Below are 18,482 nucleotides of genomic sequence, written 5' to 3'. Positions count from 1 at the left end.
GTGGTCGATCCCCGTCGTAGTCGAACATAATCGAAGAGAATGGGGATCGCGATGGCGGTCACTCGCAGATCGTTGCTGATCGCAGGCACCGCCGCGCCGATGGCCGGAACCCTGGTCCCGGCCGGTCCCGCGCACGGCGCCACCGCGTCCCGCGCCCTGGGAGGACGGACCATCCCGCTCACCGACGGCTGGCGATTCGCCCTCGTCAACCCCGGCGGGATCAGCGATCCGACCGGTGCGTACGACCAGGCCCACGATCCGGCGTACGACGACTCGGACTGGCGCGAGGTCGCGGTGCCGCACGACTGGAGCATCGAACTCACCCCGACCACCGACCACGGCACCAGCGGCGGCACCGGATTCCTGCCCGGCGGGCTCGGCTGGTACCGCACCGCCTTCACCCTGCCGCGCGCCCTCGCGGGCAAGCGGATCTCCGTCGAGTTCGACGGCGTCTACATGGACTCGTCCGTGTACTGCAACGGGCGGCTGGTCGGCGAGCACCCTTATGGATACACCGGCTTCGCCCTCGACCTCACCGAGGTGGCCCACACCGACGGCGCCACCCCCAACGTCCTCGCCGTCCGCGTGCGCAACCGGCTCCCCAGCAGCCGCTGGTACTCGGGCAGCGGCATCTACCGCCACGCCCGGCTGGTCGTCACCGACCCGGTCCACATCGCCCGGTGGGGCACCCATGTCACCACCCCCGACCTGGCCACCGCCCTGACATCCGGGCACGCCACGGTGCGGGCACAGACCCTGGTGGTCAACGAGGGGGCCGACCCCGAGCCGGTGACCGTGGTCTCCACGGTCAAGGACCCCGACGGGCACACCGTGGCCCAGGCCCGCTCCACCCTCACCGTCGGGGCGGGTGACACCCGTACCGCCACCCAGGAGCTCAGGGTCGACCGGCCGCGGCTGTGGTCGTTCGACACCCCGCACCGCTATGTGCTGGAGACCGAACTGCGGGTCGGCCAGGACACCACCGACCGGTACCGCACCCCCTTCGGGCTCCGCCATGTCACCGTCGACCCCGACCACGGGTTCTCGCTGAACGGCGCCTACGCCAAGCTCCAGGGCGTCGACCTGCACCATGACCTGGGCGCGCTCGGCGCCGCGGTCAACGCCGACGCCGTGCTGCGCCAGCTGACCATCATGAAGAGCATGGGCGTCAACGCCCTGCGCACCTCCCACAATCCGCCCGCACCGGAGGTGATCGACGTCTGCGAGCGGCTCGGCATCGTGATGCTGGTGGAGGCGTTCGACTGCTGGCGGACCGGCAAGAACACCTACGACTACGGGCGCTTCTTCGACGAGCACTGCGAGGCGGACATCACCGAGATGGTGTACGCCGCCCGCAACTCCCCCGCGGTCGTCATGTGGTCCATCGGCAATGAGATCCCCGACTCCACCAGCGCGGCCGGGCTGGACATGGCCCAGCGGCTCACCGACGCCGTCCGCGCGGCCGATGACACCAGACCCGTGGTGATCGGCTCGGACAAGTACCGCACCCTGCCCGCCGAGGGCTCCCCCGCCGATCTGATGCTCGCCAAGCTGGACGGGCTCGGCCTCAACTACAACACCGCCGCTTCGGTGGACGCCCTGCACGCCCGCTATCCGCATCTGTTCCTCTTCGAGTCCGAGTCCTCCTCCGAGACCTCCACCCGCGGGACCTACCAGGAGCCCGAACACCTCAACACCGGCGAGAACCACACCCCCGGCAAGCGCGAGACCTCCAGTTACGACAACAACCTCGCCTCCTGGACCATCAGCGGCGAGTACGGGCTGAAGAAGGACCGGGACCGGAAGTTCTTCGCCGGGCAGTTCCTGTGGTCGGGCATCGACTACATCGGCGAGCCCACGCCGTACGACGTCTTCCCGGTGAAGGCGTCGTTCTTCGGCGCGGTGGACACGGCCGGCTTCCCCAAGGACATGTACCACCTCTTCAAAAGCCAGTGGACCAGCGAGCCGATGGTCCATCTGGTCCCCATGGACTGGACCGGCCACCGCGCGGGCGAGACCGTGGAGGTGTGGGCGTACTCCAACGTCGCCACGGTGGAGCTGTTCCTGAACGGCCGGTCGCTCGGGGTCCGCGAGTTCGACACCAAGAAGACCACCGACGGCCGCGCCTATCTGGAGACCACCGAGCCCACCGGCGACGACAAGACCGTCACCTCCGGCGCCTACCCCGGCAGCTACACCAGCCCGACCGGCAGCGCCGGAAAGCTCCACCTCACCTGGAAGGTGCCGTTCGCACCGGGCGAGCTGAAGGCCGTGGCCCGGCGCGGCGGCACGGTCGTGGCCACCGATGTGCTGCGCACGGCGGGCCGCCCGCACGCCGTGCGGCTCACCCCCGACCGCGAGACCGTCGACGCCGACGGCCGCTCCCTGTGCTTCGTGACCGCCGACATCGTCGACGCCAAGGGCGTGGTGGTGCCCGACGCCGGCCACCTGATCTCCTTCAAGGTCACCGGAGGTTCCCTGGCCGGGGTCGACAACGGCCGCCAGGAGAGCGCCGAGCGCTACCAGGCCACCACCCGCACCGCCTTCCACGGCAAGGCCCTGGCCATCGTCCGCTCCGGCACCGAGGCCGGGCCCCTCACCCTCACCGCCCGCGCGGCGGGGCTGCGCACCGGCACCGCCACCGTCCGCGCCACCGGCGGGACATCGGAGCCGGTCACCCGCCCGGCGGCCGTCGCACCCGGCCCCGGCCCCGGCGCCCCCGGCTATCCGCAGGCCGACGCGAGCTACTCGGGCGCACCGACGACCCTGCCCTCGGCCATGCTGGACGGCGACCCGGCCACCGGCTGGTCCAACGCCTTCCACAAGGCCGCCACGGCGCTGCTGCCCGCCTTCGACGGTGCCCGGAAGGCCGACTGGGTCTCGGTGACCTGGGAGGGGAAGCGGCGCCTGCGCCGTGTCGAGGTGTCCTTCACCGTCGATGCCACGCACACCCTGCCCGCCTCGATCGAGGTCTCGGCGTGGCACGGCCACGCCTGGGTTCCGGTGCGCGGGGCGGTCGTCACCTGGGCCACCGCCTCCGACACCCCGACGGTCATCACCTTCGACCCGGTCCGCACCTCCCGGCTCCGGCTGGACCTCACCAGCCGTCACCCGGGCGCGGCGAACGGCGCCCAGCGCATCGTCGCGTTCGACGCCACGGACGGCTGAGCGACGTGTCCATCCCCGCTCATGACGGCCCCATCGGTCCCGCTGCCCGCCGCCCTTCAGCCGGTGCTGACCGGCGCCGGGTTCGCGGGGAGCCGCCAGTCGCCGCCGCGGTCCTCTTTCGAGTGGCGGGCGACGAGGTCGGGGACGCGCAGGAAGCAGGCGAGCGAGGCGGCGGCCTGGAACGCGTCGATCGCGCGCTGTGTCCTCGGCATGGCCAGGCGCAGCAGGCGCGGATTCACCCCGCCCTGGATGTGGTTGACGAAGGGCCGCAGCACGCTGTCGTAGTTCGCCAGCGCGGTCGGCAGGTCGTCCGGGTGCCGGTTGATCTCACCGGCCAGGACGTGCGCGCCGACCAGGCCGCCGGAGATGCCCATGCCGCTGTAGGGGGAGGCGCAGTGGGCGGCGTCACCGGCCAGCACCACGCGGCCCTTGGACCAGGTGTCGGTGCGGACCTGGACGACCTCCTGGGAGTAGAAGAACGGACTCGTCCTCATCCCCTCGATGAAGCGCTCGGTCTGCCATCCGGCGTCGCGGAACCTGGCGGCCCAGAACTCCTGCTGGGCTTCGACGGGCGCGCGGTGGATCGCCGAGGCCGCATCGGATGCCTCCCGTAGGACGAAGTACACCTGGGTCTCGGTCGGGTTGTGGCTGCGGCGCATGATCTGGCGGCCTCCCGGGACCATGTAGGTGTCCCGGATGGTGCTGTCGGACGCGATGCGCGGGATGAACCAGTAGGCCATGTGGATGCCCATGCGCCAGTACGGGTCGGATCCCTTGGGGAGAAGCGCTCGCCGGATGCGTGATCCCTGTCCGTCCGCGCCGACCAGGAGGTCGAACGCACCGGAGGACCCGTCGGAGAAGTGCGCGGTGACCTCGTGCTCATCCTGCTCGAAGCCGTCCACGCTGGTGCCGAAGACGTACTCGGTGTCGTCCTTCGTCGCGTCGTGGAGGATGCGCACCAGGTCGCCGCGCATGATCTCGTACTCGGACGTGAGGGTCTGCCGGCCCTGCCCCGAGGTGTTGGCCATGATCGTCGCCCTGGCCCTGCCGCGGGCGTCGATGAAAGCGACGCCCGCCTCGTCCACGAGCTTGGCGCGGACAGTGTCGAGGAGCCCCATCCGCTTGACGGCCTCGATGCCCTGCCCCCGGAGGTCGACCTGGGCCCCAGTGGCCCGCAGCGCCGGGAAGCGTTCGACAACGGTCACCCGGTGGCCGCCCCGCGTGAGCCAGTAGGCCAGAGCCTGCCCCGCGATGCCGCCACCGGCGACGAGGACCCGCAGCGGCCGCGATCCCTTTGTCATGCCCATCACCTCGAAAATCTATCAGTGAAAGATTCCTTTTCAGCGTCATCTATCAGCGATAGATTGTCAACGTGACCAAGATGAACCGTGAGACCGTCATCGCCGAGGCGCTCGGCCTGCTCGACGAGGTCGGGCTGGACGCCGTCAGCACGAGGCGGCTGGCGAAGCGACTGGGCGTCGAGCAGCCGTCGCTCTACTGGTACTTCCGCACCAAGAAAGACCTCATCGCCGCCATGGCGGAGGCGGCGATGGCCCCCCATGCGACCGCCCCGCTGCCGACACCCGGCGACGACTGGCGCGACTGGTTCCTGGACAACACGCGCAGCTTCCGGCGCACCCTGCTGATGCGCCGGGACGGCGCACGGCTCCACGCCGGCAGCACCCCCACCGGCGACCTCGACCGGCTCCGCCACAAGATGGACTTCCTCGTCGCCTCCGGCGTGCCCGAGCGGGACGCGCAGATGGCGATGCTGGCCGCCGGCCGTTTCACGGTCGGCAGCGTCCTGGAGGAGCAGGCGGACACCGGCTCCGCCGACGGCGCGGAGCTACCGGCCGGCATGCCGGTGATCGATCACGAGTCGGCGTTCGAGGCGGGCCTCGCCCTCATCCTGAACGGCCTGGTGCAGTGCACCGCACAGGGGTCCAGGACGCCCCGGTAGGCACACGCATGGCCCCGGTGGACGACACCGGCGCCACGCCGGGAGCCGGGGAGCCACCCGCCGCCGTTTGTGCGGGATACGAAGGGGGCACCCGGTTTCTTCCGACATCGTGCTGGAGGCGAGATGACTGGTGCCCTTGGTCCGGTGGCCCGTGCGTGGCGGCGGTGGCGGCGGCCCCGCGATCTGCGGGTGCCCCGGACCCCCGTGGACGTCGAGGACGCCAACCGGCGGTTCCTGATGTACGGGGTGATGCCGCTGTGGTTCGTCCCCGCGGTGGCCGACTGGCTCATGCACCGGCGGACCCGGATCGAGGAGACCTCGGGCACCCGGGAGTCGGCGGTGCACGCCCTGATGATGACGGAGGCCGGCGTCCCCGTCGCGATGGCGCTGCTCGCCCGGGTCAATCCGCTGGTGCTGTCGGTGATGGGAGGCGCCGCCGTCGCCCACGGCGCCACCGCGCTGTGGGATGTCAGCCTGGCCACCGGCGAGCGCGAGGTGCGGCCGGTGGAACAGCACATCCACAGCTTCCTGGAGGTCCTGCCACTGTCGGCGATGGCGTTCACCTGCTGTCTGCACTGGGACCAGGTGCGCGCCGCGCTGCGCGGCGGGGACCGGCCCGAGGACTGGCGGCTGCTGCCCAAGGACAACCCGCTGCCCGCCCGCTACCTGGCGGCGATCGGGCTCGGCATCGGCGCCTTCGTGGTGCTGCCCTACGCCGAGGAGATGCGGCGGTGCGTCAGGGCCGCCCGCGCCCGCAAGGCGGTATGAGCCCATGCCGCGACCGCGCACCCGGCCGGCCACCGGGGCGGCCGAACCCCTGCCGTGTCCGCGGGTGCTGGCGCCGGAGGCGCACGGGCCCGAACACGTCACCGTCGACGCGCGGGGCCGGATCCTGACCGGGACCGCGGACGGGGCGATCCGGCGGCTGACGTTGTCGCCGGCCCGGGGGCTCGTCCGCTCCGAGGTGCTCGCGCACACCGGCGGACGGCCGCTGGGCCTGGCCCCCTGCCCCGACGGCGGACTGCTGGTGTGCGACGCACGGCGCGGGCTGCTGCGGGTCGAACCGGACGACGGGGCCGTCACGGTGGTCGCCGACCAGGTGGCCGGGCGACCGCTGCGGTTCTGCAGCAATGTCGCCACGGCGGCGGACGGCACGGTGTACTTCACCGTGTCCAGCCGCCGCCACGGCCTGGAGCACTGGCTGCGCGACATCCTGGAGAACACCGCCACCGGGCAGCTGCTGCGGCTGCGGCCCGGCGGCCGGCCGGAAGTGCTGCTGGACGGGCTGCGGTTCGCCAACGGGGTCGCTCTCGCCGCGGACGAGTCGTATGTCGCCGTGGCCGAGAGCGGCGCCTACCGGATCAGCCGGCTGTGGCTGACCGGCGGCCGGGCGGGTGAACGGGACGTCCTCGCCGACGATCTGCCGGGCTTCCCGGACAATCTCACCCGCGGCCCCGGCGGCCTCCTCTGGGTGGCCCTCGCCGGGCCGCGGGAGCCCGCCATGGAGCTGCTGCAGCGCGCGCCCGCGCCGCTCAGGAGGGCGGTGGCGCCCGTCGTCGCCAGGGTCCGGCCGCGCCCGCGGCCCACGGTGCGCGCCCTGGCGTTCGGCCCCGACGGCCGGGTCGTACGCCATCTGGTGCGGCGCCGGGCCCCGTACCGGACGGCCACGAGCGCGTGCGCGTATGGCGGCCTCCTCGTGCTGGGCAGCCTCTTCGAACGGGGCATCGCGGTCTGTACGTTGCCGCCCGGGGACGACGCGCCGCCGGCTCATCCCCATCCGGTGGGGTAGCCGCGACGGCGACGGCGCCGGGGCCGGACGGTCAGGGTGGACAGCAGCCCGGCGAAACCCACCACGACGACGGCCGGCCCGGGGCCGAGGCTCCGGGCGTAGGCCACGACCTCGTCGAGCGTCCAGAGGCCGTCACCGGTCCCGGATGCGCCGGGGGCGGACGCGGCGCCCGCCGGGCCGCCGGGAGCGGCGGGGGCGGCGGACGGGTCGGTGTGCCGGGACCTGTCGCCCGGGATGGTCACCCCGAGCGCCGACAGCGCCTCGGTGACGGGCTGGAAGAACGTCACCCCGCCCCGGGTGCAGTCGCCGCTGCCACCGGAGGTCACACCGAGCGCCACGCCCTGGGCGAACAGCGGGCCCCCGCTGTCGCCGGGTTCGGCGCACACGGTGGTCCGGATCAGCCCGGTGACCGTGCCCTCGGGGTAGTTGACCGTCGCGTCGAGCCCGGTCACCTCGCCCGAGCGGAGCCCGGTGGTGCTGCCGGCGCGGAACACCTCCTGGCCCACCACGGGGTCGGCGGCACCGGTGATCCGCACCGTCCGGCCGCCGCCGGCGTTCACCACGCTGCTCCGGTCCAGCGAGGTGTTGTCGTACCGCACCAGTGAGAAGTCATTGCCCGGGAAACTGCCGCGGACCGTGGTGCCGATGCCGGTGGAGCCGCCGCCGTCGGTGAACCAGCGGGTCCCGGTGGGGCCGCAGTGTCCCGCCGTCAGGAGGAACCCGGTTCGGCCGTCGGTGACGTTGAAACCGGCCGAGCAGCGGCTGCCGCTCGTGAACAGGGGGGCGGCACCGGCGGTTCTGGTGGTGAAGGAGCCCGTCGTCCGCCGGGTGCGCACCTCGTCGCCCACCGCCGCGGCCAGGTTCTTCACCCTCGACCAGCCGGCGCGGGAGACGGTGCCGTCGCCGATCACCACGACCCGGTTGGCGCGCGGGTCCACCAGCCACGCGGTGCCCGCCACCCGGGGCGCCGAGCGCAGCTTCCGGGTGGCCGAGTCCAGCTGCGCCATGCTGTACCGGACCCGCTCGGCCCTGGCCCCGGCCCGGCTGACCTCCTCCGCCGCCGTGTCGTCCGTCACCGCGACCACCGGGCGGCCGTCGGCGCCGATCCAGTTGCCCGCCGTACGGGAGGTGCCGAGCCGGGACACCAGCCGTCCGCCCACGTCGTCCGTCGCCCGCGCGATCAGGGGCCGCGAGCCGCCGCCCCCGGCCGTCCCGTGGGCCGCTCCGCCCGGCCCGGCCCGGGAGACCATCACCCCGCCACAGACCAGGGCCCCGATGGCCGCCCACCGCACGAGATCGCGCACGCCCCGCCGCATGTGCTTCACCACCCTGCCTCCTCACGTCGATCCGGCCGGGGCCTCAGACGGCGAAGGCCCTCCCCCTCGTACGCAAGGAAGCGGCGTCCTGCTCACGCCCTGGGCGGATCGTGCGCTCCGGGCGGACCGTGAGCGTCGGGCGGCACGCGGCCGCCGGGGCGGTGTCAGCGCCGGTCGCCGTAGGGCGCGCTGGTGAACACCACCTTGTCATCGGTGCCGTCGGTCACCCAGAACCGTTGCGGCTTCTCCCCGTAGAGCGCGAAGAGCGCATCCGGTCCCCAGGCCAGCACCACTTCGTCCTTGCCGTCGTGGTCGAAGTCGCCCGCGCCGTAGAGCTTGACGGCGCGCCGCTTGTCCGGCACCTTGCGGCCGTCCACGCGGGCCGGGACGGTCCGGTTCAGGGTGCGGCGGTGGGCGATCTCCCCGGGGGCGTCCGGGCGGATCGTCAGCAGCTGGGTGCCGCCGGTGCGCAGCGAGACGGCCAGTTCATCGGTGCCGTCGCCGTCGGTGTCGGCCGCGGCGAGGACATCGCCGCCCAGGGCGGGGATCTTGATCGGCGCAGGGGTCGAGCCGGCCGTGCGCTGGGTGTACACGCTCACCGAATGGTCGACGTCCGCGGGCTCGGTCTCATAGCCGGGTTCGTCGTTGCGGGTGCCGGTGTCGGCGACCGCCACATCCCGCTTCCCGTCGCCGTCGAAGTCGCCGAAGGCGATCGCGTTGCCCTTGCGGAGGGTGCGGCCCGTCTCGGCGAGGCCGTCCGGGCCCGCCGTGAGCAGCGCGGATTCCATCTGGTCGTCATCGCCCTGGGCGTGCACCACCAGATCGGTGGGGCGGTCGCCGTCGATCGCGTCGGCGTACAGCCCGGCGATCTGGCCGCTCGTGCCGAGCGGGTTGGCGTAGGTCGCGGTGCGGGCGGCCTCCCCGTCGCGGCCGAACGGACCGTACAGCACGTGGAAGTCCTTGCCGCTCTGGCGTATGGCGGCCAGGTCGTGGTGTCCGTCCCCGTTGAAGTCACCGACCGCCAGGGGCTGGGAGCTCTCCAGCCCGTCGTCGGCGTCGGTCAGCCGGACCGGAGTGGCCGAGGCCCCCCGGCGTGGCCCCTCGGGGCCGCCCCAGGTGATGTAGGGGAGCGTCTGGGTGGTGATGTGGACGCGCTCGATCCCGGCCGGATCGCGGTCCTTGGTGGCGGTGGCGATCACCTCGGCGTAGCCGTCGCCGTCGAGGTCGGCGGTGGTCGCGGACCGCATCTCGCCCATGTCGCGGTCCGGCCCCCCGGCGCCGGTGGGCAGGCCGAGCTCGGCACGGTCGAGCACGGTGCGGACGGCGGGGTCGACGCCCTTCGCCGAGCCGTACACGTAGGCGATCCGGTGCAGTCCGCCGAACTCCTCATCGGAGGCCAGCGGGATCCTGAGCTCGGGGTGGCCGTCGCCGTTGAGGTCGTCCGGAAGTGCGCTGCCCTCGCCACGGGTGACGGGAGCGGTCGCGGTGGGGGTGACGACGGGTGCGGCCGTGCTCTTCCCGGTCCCGTCGCCACTCCTCTCCTCGTCGTCGCCACCGCCACCGCCGCACGCGGTGAGCAGCGCCAGCGCGGCGGCGCAGAGGGTGGCGGCGGCGGGGCGGAGCCTGGTGCTGGGGGATGCCATCACGCCACGACAGCGCATCCGGTGCGGATACGCCAGAGGAGAGATCATTTCGTTACGGCCGGCTCCCCGGCCGACGGGCGTCCGCAGCGCGGCCGCCACCGGCCGGCGCGGCCGCCACCGGTCAGGGCCGAAAACCCTGACCACATCGGCGTGACCCGGGTGGCGGATGCCGCCACCCGGCAGGCGCAGCCGCGGATGCACACGGCCACGAACCCCGACACGGTGGAGACATCCGACATCGCCGACCGGGTTGAGGTGCTGTGGTATGCGTGTGACCGGACTGGGGCATGCTGGACTGTTCATCGAAACCGCGGCGGGGTCGGTGCTCTGCGACCCGTGGGTCAACCCCGCCTTCTTCGGCTCGTGGTTTCCGTTCCCGGACAACACCGATCTGGACTGGACGCACTATGGTCGCGCGGCGGACTATCTCTATGTCTCGCATCTGCACCGGGACCATTTCGACGTGGAGAACCTGCGCCGGAACGTGCGCAAGGACATCACCGTGCTGCTGCCGGCCTTCGCCACCGACGAGTTGGAACGCGAGCTGAGCGGGCTGGGGTTCAGCCGCTTCCTGCGCACCCGCTCCGGTGTGCCGGTCGAACGCGACGGGTTGCGCATCATGATCACCGCGCTGACCGGCCCCGGGGACGGGCCCATCGGCGACTCGGCGCTCTCGCTGGACGACGGCCGCGTCGTCCTGCTCAACCAGAACGACGCCCATCCGCTGGACATCGCGGCGATCCGGGAGTTCGGCGAGGTCGACGCGTACTTCGTGCAGTTCTCCGGCGCGATCTGGTACCCGATGGTGTACCAACTGCCGCTCTCCGCCAAGAAGGAGTTCGCCGCACGGAAGCGGCAGGGCCAGTTCGACCGGGCGCTGCGCTACATCGACGCGGTGGAAGCCAAGCATGTGTTTCCCAACGCGGGCCCGCCGTGCTTCCTGGACGACGAGCTCTTCGAGCACAACGGCACCGGCCGGGACGGCGAGAGCATCTTCGTCGACCAGCTGGAGTTCCTGCGCGAGCTCGGCCGGGCGCGCCCGGAGGTGACGGCGCATCTGCTGCTGCCGGGGACGGTGGCGGAGCCGGAGGGCACCGCGTGCAAGCTCACCCACCGCTACACCGGCAAGGAGATCGAGCGCATCTTCGGCGACAAGCGCGCGTATCTGCGGGACTTCGCCCGCCGGCAGCGGCCCGCGCTCGCCGCCGAGCGTGCCTCGCGCGCCCCGGCGCTGCCGCGCGAGCGGCTGCTGACCGAGCTGAAGCAGTGGTGGGAGCCGCTGTTGACCAGGGCCGACCGGATCTGCGCGGGCGTCGGCGGCCCGGCCCGGCTGGACGTGGGCGAGGTGCCGATCGTGATCGACTTCCCGGCGCGGGAGGTCCGCCTCTGGGACGGTGAGCGCTGCCGCTACACGCTGTCCACCTCGGCCGATCTGGTGGCCACCAACATCGCGCGGCGCGAGGCGGACTGGTCCAACAGCCTGCTGCTGTCGATGCGGTTCACCGCCAGCCGGATCGGGCCCTACAACGAGTTCCTGTACGTGTTCTTCAAGTGCCTGTCCATGGAGCGCATCGAGTACGTGGAGAACTACTACGACTCATGCCAGGACGACGGCCAGGACATCGTGCTGGACGGCTGGCGGGTGCAGCGGCGCTGCCCCCATCTGCGCGCCGACCTCAGCCGGTTCGGGCAGATCGAGGGCGATGTACTCACCTGCACCCTGCACGGCTGGCGGTACGACCTGTCCACCGGCCGCTGTCTGACCTCGGACGGACACGACATCCGCGCCTCGGCCGCGCCGTAACACATCCGCGGCCCGCGCCCCCGTGGGAACCGCGAACTCCTGCCCCAGGCGAAGGGCGTGCGACCTGGCCGTGCCGGCATGGGGCCCGCTCGCGGGCGGCATCTGCTGACGAGCGCCGTCCGGCGGGCCCCGCCCGGTGTGACGGCCCCGGGGGCGCGGGCGCCGAGGCGGGCCGTGGAAACTTCGTTGAGCACCGAAAATCCCACGTCCTACGCTCGGCGCCATGACGTTTCCACCGGACGCCGGCCGCTCCCGGCAATGGCCCGCCGTGGCCGCGGCAGGCATCACCGTCACGCTGTGGGCCTCGGCCTTCGTCTCCATACGCAGCGCCGGGGCGGCCTACTCCCCCGGCGCCCTGGCGCTCGGCCGGCTGCTGGCCGGGGCGCTGGTGCTGGGGGCGATCAGTCTGGTGCGGCGGGTGGGGTGGCCGCCCCGGGCGGCCTGGCCGGGCATCGCCTGTTCGGGGGTCCTGTGGTTCGGCCTCTACATGGTGGTGCTCAACTGGGGCGAGCGGGAGGTCGACGCCGGCACCGCAGCGATGGTCGTCAACATCGGGCCGCTGCTCGTCGCGCTGCTCGGCGCCCGGCTGCTGGGCGAGGGGCTGCCGCGCCCGCTGCTGGCGGGCATGGCGGTGTCCTTCGCCGGGGCGGTGGTCGTGGGGGTGTCGATGTCCGGCTCGGGCGACGCGTCCGTGCGGGGGGTGTTGCTGTGCGTACTGGCCGCGGTGTCCTACGCCGGTGGTGTGGTGTCCCAGAAGCCGGCCCTGCGGCACGCCGGGGCCCTCCAGGTGACCACCTTCGGCTGTCTGGTGGGGGCGGTGGCCTGTCTGCCGTTCGCCGGCACGCTGGTGACCGAGGCCGCGCGGGCACCGCTGTCCGCGACGCTCAACATGGTCTACCTGGGGCTCTTCCCGACCGCCCTGGCCTTCACCACCTGGGCGTTCGCCCTGGCCCGCACCACCGCGAGCCGGATGGGCGCCACCACCTATGTGGTTCCGGCGCTGGTGGTGCTGATGTCCTGGCTGGCCCTGGACGAGGTGCCGGGCCCGCTCACGCTGGCGGGCGGCGCGCTGTGCCTGGCCGGGGTGGGGATCTCCCGCCGCGGGTCCCGCTCCGCGCGGTCGACGGTCGTGGCCGCGCGACCGGCCGCCCCCGTCGCCCTCGACCCGCCGGAACGCGGGCGTGAACCGTCGATCTGACCGCCATGTCCGACTGTGACCGGTATCGCAGGGTAAGAGTGCCGCACCTGGGTACCCGCGGGTCATGAACACACATGAGCAGCCGTTGCTCACTCCCGATCTGCCTCCGGTCGTCGACGTACCGGATCTGACCTTCCCCGCTCGGGGACGTCGCTCCGACGACGCGAAGCGCACGGCGGAGCGGACCGGCGACAAGGAAGCCCGCACCTCCGCCCCCGCCCCCTCCCCCACGGGGCGGCGCCTGGCGGCGTGACGGCCGTCCCCCCGCGTCACCGCCCGACGGCCGGAGCCCGCCGGGATGATCTCGCCGGCCTTCCGTGTTGACGATGAGCACGGGGGCACGTCAGGTGAGCCTTCACACAAGGGACAAGGGGACGGGCACATGCCGCTTCAGGGTGAGTACGAGCCGAGCCCGGAGAAGTTCGTACGCGATCAGGTCGAGCTGATCGAGAGTTCCGGTGGCACCGAGGGAACGACCTTGCGGGGCAGGCCCGTGGTCGTCCTGACCACACGGGGCGCCAAGAGCGGAAAGCTCCGCAAGACCCCGCTGATGCGGGTGGAGCACCACGGCACCTACGCCGTCGTCGCCTCGCTGGGCGGCTCCCCCAAGCACCCGGTCTGGTACTACAACGTGCGGGCCGACCCCCGGGTCGAGCTGCGGGACGGCCCGGTGCGGCAGGACATGACGGCGCGCGAGGTCACGGGCGAGGAGAGGGCCCTGTGGTGGGAGCGCGCGGTCGAGGCGTACCCGGACTACGCCGAGTACCAGACGAAGACCGACCGAAGGATCCCGGTCTTCGTCCTGGAGCCGGCGGCCGACGGGCACTGACCTGGGCAACCCGGCGCGGCCCACCGCGCCGGGCCCGGTGGGGTTTCCGCGGACCCCCGTGTGACACGCACCGGAGCATGCCTGTTTGATGGATCGGGTAGCCGGGAGCGTGACCCGGAATCCGTAACAAGGAAGTGCGCCACCATGACCGCGACAGACAAAGCCGGCTTCGCGCCGATCTACGACAGCCTCGTGGCGGAGCAGGGTGATGTTCCCGCCGAGACCCGGGAGGCGGCCGAGGAAATCCAGCGCGAGGCCGCCGAGGCCCTGGACTTCAGGACGGTCCGCCCCGGCGACTGACCCGGCCCGGCCCCGTCGTCGCGCGCCGTACCGTCTCGCCGCCCGAGCGGCCGTCCGTGATCTGCCCGGAAGGCCGCTCGGCACCCCTCACCTTCGATAAGCTGCTGATGACGCACCGTGCTTGATGGCGTCGACACTTATCTCACGAGGGGAAACAATTGACTACAGGGGTCGAGACTTTCGAGTTTCAGGTCGAGGCGCGACAGCTTCTGCAGTTGATGATCCATTCGATCTACTCGAACAAGGACGTCTTCCTGCGCGAGCTCATCTCCAACGCTTCCGACGCGCTGGACAGACTGCGCCTCGAATCGCTCCGCGACCAAAACCTCCAGGCGGACACCTCTGATCTCCACATCGCCATCGAGATCGACAAGGAGTCGCGCACCCTGACCGTCCGCGACAATGGCATCGGCATGTCGCACGACGGAGTCGTGGAGCTCATCGGCACCATCGCGAACTCCGGCACCGCCAAGTTCCTCAAGGAGCTGCGGGAGTCGAAGGACGCGGCCGCCTCGGCGGACCTCATCGGGCAGTTCGGGGTGGGCTTCTACGCCAGCTTCATGGTGGCCGACGAGGTCACGCTGCTGACCCGGCACGCCGGGGAGAAGCAGGGCACCCGCTGGGTGTCCGACGGCCAGGGCACCTACACGATCGAACCGGTCGACGACGCCCCCCAGGGCACCTCCGTCACGCTGAAGCTCAAGCCGGAGGACACCGAGGACCACCTCTACGACTACGCCTCGCCCTGGAAGATCCGGGAAATCATCAAGCAGCACTCGGACTTCATCACCTGGCCCATCAGGATGGCCGCCGCCCAGCCCCCGGCCGGGACGGACGAGTCGGAGCAGAGCGAGCAGAAGGCGCCCGAGCTCGAGACCGTCAACTCGATGAAGGCGCTGTGGGCCCGTCCCAAGGACGAGGTCACCGACGACGAGTACCACGAGTTCTACAAGCACATCAGCCACGACTGGAACAACCCGCTCGAGACCATCCGCATGCAGGCGGAGGGCACCTTCGAATACCAGTCGCTGCTCTTCATCCCGGCCCGCGCACCGCAGGACCTGTACATGCAGGACCGCAAGCGGGGTGTGCAGCTCTATGTCAAGCGCGTCTTCATCATGGACGACTGCGAAGCGCTGATGCCGGAGTACCTCCGCTTCGTCAAGGGTGTGGTGGACGCGGCGGACCTCTCGCTGAACGTCTCGCGGGAAACCCTTCAGCAGGACCGCCAGATCCAGCTGATGCGGCGGCGTCTGGTGAAGAAGGTGCTCTCGACGGTGAAGGACATCATGTCCTCCGACGCCGAGCGGTACGCGACCTTCTGGAAGGAATTCGGCCGCGTTCTCAAGGAAGGTCTCCTCAGCGACCTGGAGAACCGCGAGGCGATCCTCGAGGTGTGTTCGTTCGCCTCGACCCAGGACGCGGAGCAGCCGACCACGCTGCGCGGTTACACCGAGCGCATGAAGGACGGGCAGGAGCACATCTACTACATGACGGGCGAGTCCCGGTCGATCGTGGAGAGCTCGCCCCATATGGAGGCGTTCCGGGAAAAGGGCTACGAGGTGCTCGTCCTCACCGACCCCATCGACGAGCTGTGGGTCGACGCCGTGCCGGAGTTCGACGGCAAGCAGCTGCGTTCCATCGCCAAGGGCCAGGTCGACCTCGACTCCGAGGACGAGAAGGACGAGGCGGCGGAGGCCGAGCGGGAACAGCGGCAGAAGGACTTCGCCGATCTGCTCTCCTGGATGACGACGACGCTGAGCGAGCAGGTCAAGGAGGTACGGCTGTCCTCCCGGCTGACCACCTCCCCGGCATGCATCGTGGGCGACACCTTCGATGTCACCCCGGCCCTGGCGAACATCTACCGCTCCATGGGCCAGAGCCTGCCCGAGGTCAAGCGCATCCTGGAGCTGAACCCCAGCCATCCGCTGGTCAGCGGGTTGCGCGCGGCCCATGCCGAGCGCAAGGACGACAGCGGTCTCGCGGAGACGGCCGAGCTGCTCCACAGCATGGCGCTGCTCGCCGAGGGCGGTGAGCTGAGCGATCCGTCGCGCTTCATCAAGCTGGTGGCCGAGCGGGTGCAGCAGACGCTGTAGTCACAGCGGAACGCAAGCGGGGCGGGCCCGGGGTGGGCCCGCCCCGCCGTTTCCGGCCCGCCCGGCGTCGGTCACCGTCCCCGGCAGGCCGGCACGGAGGCGTCGATCAGCTGGCGCAGCGCGCCGTAGTAGACCTCGTGGTCGGTCAGCGCGGGCAGCACGGTGTCGAGGTGCCCGGTGAGGACGGGGAAGTCCTCGGGGTCCAGCACGGCCAGCGCGGTGCGCGCGGACGCCCTCGCCCGCTTCTGGTCCCGGTGGTCGACGAAGGCCACGGCGCCGAGGGTCAGCAGATACAGCCGCCGGTAGACCTCGATCGCCGCCTTCGGTGTCATTCCGGCGGCGACGCTGTGCGCCAGCTGCGGCTCGACGAGCCGGCTGAGCAGATGGGGGCCGAACCAGGAGCGGCCCGCGCGCAGCGCCACCAGTCCGGGGTGCTCGATGAGCACCTGGTAGAACCCGGTGAAACGGGCCTCGGTGGCCGCCGCCCAGTCGGTGTCCGGCGCCACCAGCGGCACCCGCCCGGCCACATGGTCGGCGCACGCGGTGAGCAGACCGTCGAAGTCGCCGCAGCGGCGGAAGACCGTGGCATGCGAGACGCCGAGGCTCTGGGCCACCCTGCGGAAGCTCAGCGCCTCCGGGCCCTCCTGGTCGACGATCGACAGGGCCGCCTCGGCGATGGCGTCCAGGGAGGGTTGATCGGCTTCCGTGCGCTTGCTTCTCACCTACGCAGCGTACCAGTGGTTGTTACAGTGTATCTGGCCGTTGTTACCGTGTATCCGTGATGACTTATCGCGACGTACAGAAGGCGGCCGAGCGGGTCGCGGGGCAGGTCCGGCCGGTGGCGCTCGCGCCGGTGGACCCGGGCACATGGGGCGCGGCGGAGGGCTGGCTGGCCCTGGAGTACCTCCAGCACACCGGCTCCTTCAAGGCGCGCGGCGCGTACAACTTCATCAGCAGCCATGTCGCGGCGGGCGCCATGCCGGACGCGGGGGTGGTGATCGCCTCCGGCGGGAACGCCGGGCTGGCGTGTGCCTGGGCGGCGGCACGGCACTCCGCGCGCGCCACGGTGTTCGTGCCCGAGACCGCGCCCGCCGTCAAGGTCGAGCGGCTGCGCCGGCTCGGGGCCGATGTGCGTCAGGTGGGCACCGAGTACGCCGACGCGCTGGCGGCCTCGGAGAAGTACGCCGCCGAGACCGGTGCCCTGCGGTCGCACGCGTATGACCACCCGCTGATCGCGGCCGGGGCGGGCACCCTCATGGAGGAGATCCTCGCGGTCCGGCCGGATCTGGACACGGTGGTGGTGGCGGTCGGGGGCGGAGGGCTGTTCTCCGGTGTCGCGGCGTCCGCCCTGGAGCGCGGCGTCGGGGTCGTCGCCGTGGAGCCGCGCGGCAGCCGTGCCCTGAACGCCGCGCTGGAGGCGGACGCGGTGGTCGACGTCCCGGTGGACTCGGTGGCGGCGGACTCGCTGGGGGCGCGCCAGGTGTCCTCGACGGCACTGGAGTGGGCCCGCAGGGACGGGGTGCGGTCGGTCCTGGTGTCCGACGAGGCGATCGTCGCGGCGCGGCAGGCCCTGTGGGACGAGCGCAGGATCGCGGTGGAACACGCCGCGGCCACCGCGCTCGCGGCCATCACCTCCGGGGCGCACCGGCCGGGCCCCGCGGAGAAGGTCGCCGTGGTCCTCTGCGGGGCCAACACCGACCCCGGGGACCTGGCCCACGGCCGGTAGCGGCACATCGGCGGGCGGTCCCCGTACGGCATCCGGACAGGCTGCCGCACGGGACCCGCCCCGGCCGGCTACCCGCCCTCGTACGCCGTCCGCAGCGCGGCGATGTCGAGCTTGCCCATCGCCATCATCGCCTCGGTGGCCCGCTTGGTCTTCTCCGGGTCGGGACCGCTCACCATGTCGATGAACTCGGCGGGGCCGACCTGCCAGGAGACCCCGAACCTGTCCTTCACCCAGCCACAGGGCCCCTCCTCGCCGCCCTCGGAGAGCCTGCTCCAGTAGTAGTCCACCTCGTCCTGGTCGGCGCAGTGGACCTGGAAGGAGATGGCCTCGCTGAAGGTGAACTGCGGCCCGCCGTTGAGGCCCACGAACTTCTGCCCGTTCGCCTCGAACTCGACGGTCATCACGGACCCCGCCGGGCCGCCGGGCTCGACCCCGGTGTAGCGGGCGATCCGTCCGAGCCTGGAGTTCTTGAAGATCGACACGTAGTGCTGCGCCGCCTCCTCGGCCCGGCCGTCGAACCACAGGCATGTGGTGAATCCGTCGCCGGCCATCGGTACCTCCTGCGCTGGGGAGCGTTTACCCATACCGACCGCTCCCGCGCCGAGAACTCATCGGTCCCGGGCCGGCCGATGTCGGGCGGCCCGGTCCGCCCA

Annotated in this window: 16 protein-coding genes; 11 read left to right on the top strand and 5 right to left on the bottom strand. The window is 71.8% G+C overall.

The features are described from left to right. Window positions 1-51 precede the first annotated feature (51 nt). Window positions 52-3,168 (top strand): glycoside hydrolase family 2 TIM barrel-domain containing protein, encoded by a 3,117-nt coding sequence (locus N6H00_RS35995; RefSeq protein WP_268977250.1) that lies wholly within the window; start codon window positions 52-54, stop codon window positions 3,166-3,168. Between the two features lie 56 nt (window positions 3,169-3,224). Here the strand turns inward: N6H00_RS35995 and N6H00_RS35990 are convergent, their stop codons facing one another. Continuing rightward, window positions 3,225-4,469: an FAD-dependent monooxygenase gene (locus tag N6H00_RS35990; RefSeq protein WP_268976054.1), complete on the bottom strand. Its 1,245-nt coding sequence runs from the start codon at window positions 4,467-4,469 to the stop codon at window positions 3,225-3,227. An 80-nt stretch (window positions 4,470-4,549) separates the two neighbouring features. On the opposite strand from N6H00_RS35990, the gene N6H00_RS35985 reads away from it, so the two are divergent. The 3 genes from N6H00_RS35985 to N6H00_RS35975 all read left to right on the top strand — a co-directional run bounded on the left by N6H00_RS35985 (window position 4,550) and on the right by N6H00_RS35975 (window position 6,917). Beyond that, window positions 4,550-5,128 (top strand): TetR/AcrR family transcriptional regulator C-terminal domain-containing protein, encoded by a 579-nt coding sequence (locus tag N6H00_RS35985; protein ID WP_268977249.1) that lies wholly within the window; start codon window positions 4,550-4,552, stop codon window positions 5,126-5,128. Between the two features lie 123 nt (window positions 5,129-5,251). Next, entirely contained in the window at window positions 5,252-5,896 is a 645-nt protein-coding gene (locus N6H00_RS35980; protein WP_268976053.1) for a diguanylate cyclase, read from the top strand. 4 nt (window positions 5,897-5,900) lie between these two features. Next, on the top strand, window positions 5,901-6,917 hold the full coding sequence (locus tag N6H00_RS35975; RefSeq protein ID WP_268976052.1) for an SMP-30/gluconolactonase/LRE family protein: 1,017 nt from the start codon (window positions 5,901-5,903) through the stop codon (window positions 6,915-6,917). Here N6H00_RS35975 and N6H00_RS35970 read toward each other — a convergent pair. Both N6H00_RS35970 and N6H00_RS35965 read right to left on the bottom strand, forming a co-directional pair. Beyond that, on the bottom strand, window positions 6,896-8,242 hold the full coding sequence (locus N6H00_RS35970; protein ID WP_268977248.1) for a S1 family peptidase: 1,347 nt from the start codon (window positions 8,240-8,242) through the stop codon (window positions 6,896-6,898). The genes N6H00_RS35975 and N6H00_RS35970 overlap by 22 nt on opposite strands. 155 nt (window positions 8,243-8,397) lie before the next feature. Then, window positions 8,398-9,876: an FG-GAP repeat domain-containing protein gene (locus N6H00_RS35965; protein ID WP_268976051.1), complete on the bottom strand. Its 1,479-nt coding sequence runs from the start codon at window positions 9,874-9,876 to the stop codon at window positions 8,398-8,400. 265 nt (window positions 9,877-10,141) lie between these two features. On the opposite strand from N6H00_RS35965, the gene N6H00_RS35960 reads away from it, so the two are divergent. The 6 genes from N6H00_RS35960 to htpG all read left to right on the top strand — a co-directional run bounded on the left by N6H00_RS35960 (window position 10,142) and on the right by htpG (window position 16,103). Next, complete coding sequence (locus tag N6H00_RS35960; RefSeq protein ID WP_268976050.1) at window positions 10,142-11,680, top strand: Rieske 2Fe-2S domain-containing protein; 1,539 nt, start codon at window positions 10,142-10,144, stop codon at window positions 11,678-11,680. Window positions 11,681-11,903: 223 nt separating this feature from the next. Next, window positions 11,904-12,878 carry a DMT family transporter gene (locus N6H00_RS35955; RefSeq protein WP_268976049.1) on the top strand — a complete coding sequence of 325 codons (975 nt, stop codon included), beginning with the start codon at window positions 11,904-11,906 and terminating at the stop codon, window positions 12,876-12,878. Between the two features lie 64 nt (window positions 12,879-12,942). After that, window positions 12,943-13,131, top strand: coding sequence for a hypothetical protein (locus N6H00_RS35950; protein ID WP_268976048.1), 189 nt, complete (start codon window positions 12,943-12,945; stop codon window positions 13,129-13,131). Between the two features lie 129 nt (window positions 13,132-13,260). After that, on the top strand, window positions 13,261-13,707 hold the full coding sequence (locus N6H00_RS35945) for a nitroreductase family deazaflavin-dependent oxidoreductase (RefSeq protein WP_268976047.1): 447 nt from the start codon (window positions 13,261-13,263) through the stop codon (window positions 13,705-13,707). 144 nt (window positions 13,708-13,851) lie between these two features. Next, window positions 13,852-14,007, top strand: coding sequence for a hypothetical protein (locus tag N6H00_RS35940; protein WP_268976046.1), 156 nt, complete (start codon window positions 13,852-13,854; stop codon window positions 14,005-14,007). Window positions 14,008-14,165: 158 nt separating this feature from the next. Continuing rightward, window positions 14,166-16,103 (top strand): molecular chaperone HtpG, encoded by a 1,938-nt coding sequence (gene htpG / locus N6H00_RS35935; protein ID WP_268976044.1) that lies wholly within the window; start codon window positions 14,166-14,168, stop codon window positions 16,101-16,103. A gap of 71 nt (window positions 16,104-16,174) precedes the next feature. On the opposite strand, the gene N6H00_RS35930 is transcribed toward htpG, so the two are convergent. Continuing rightward, window positions 16,175-16,825, bottom strand: coding sequence for a TetR/AcrR family transcriptional regulator (locus tag N6H00_RS35930; protein ID WP_268976042.1), 651 nt, complete (start codon window positions 16,823-16,825; stop codon window positions 16,175-16,177). Window positions 16,826-16,884: 59 nt separating this feature from the next. On the opposite strand from N6H00_RS35930, the gene N6H00_RS35925 reads away from it, so the two are divergent. Further along, window positions 16,885-17,829: a serine/threonine dehydratase gene (locus N6H00_RS35925; protein WP_268977247.1), complete on the top strand. Its 945-nt coding sequence runs from the start codon at window positions 16,885-16,887 to the stop codon at window positions 17,827-17,829. A gap of 68 nt (window positions 17,830-17,897) precedes the next feature. On the opposite strand, the gene N6H00_RS35920 is transcribed toward N6H00_RS35925, so the two are convergent. Continuing rightward, window positions 17,898-18,380, bottom strand: a complete 483-nt coding sequence (locus N6H00_RS35920) for a VOC family protein (RefSeq protein WP_268976041.1) — start codon at window positions 18,378-18,380, stop codon at window positions 17,898-17,900. Between the last annotated feature and the right edge of the window lie 102 nt (window positions 18,381-18,482).

The sequence above is a fragment of the Streptomyces sp. S465 genome (assembly GCF_026898115.1).
In the GTDB taxonomy this organism is placed as follows: Bacteria; Actinomycetota; Actinomycetes; order Streptomycetales; family Streptomycetaceae; genus Streptomyces; species Streptomyces luomodiensis.
The sequence above is the reverse complement of the archived record's forward strand: the minus strand, read 5'-3'. Positions and strand labels throughout refer to the sequence as shown.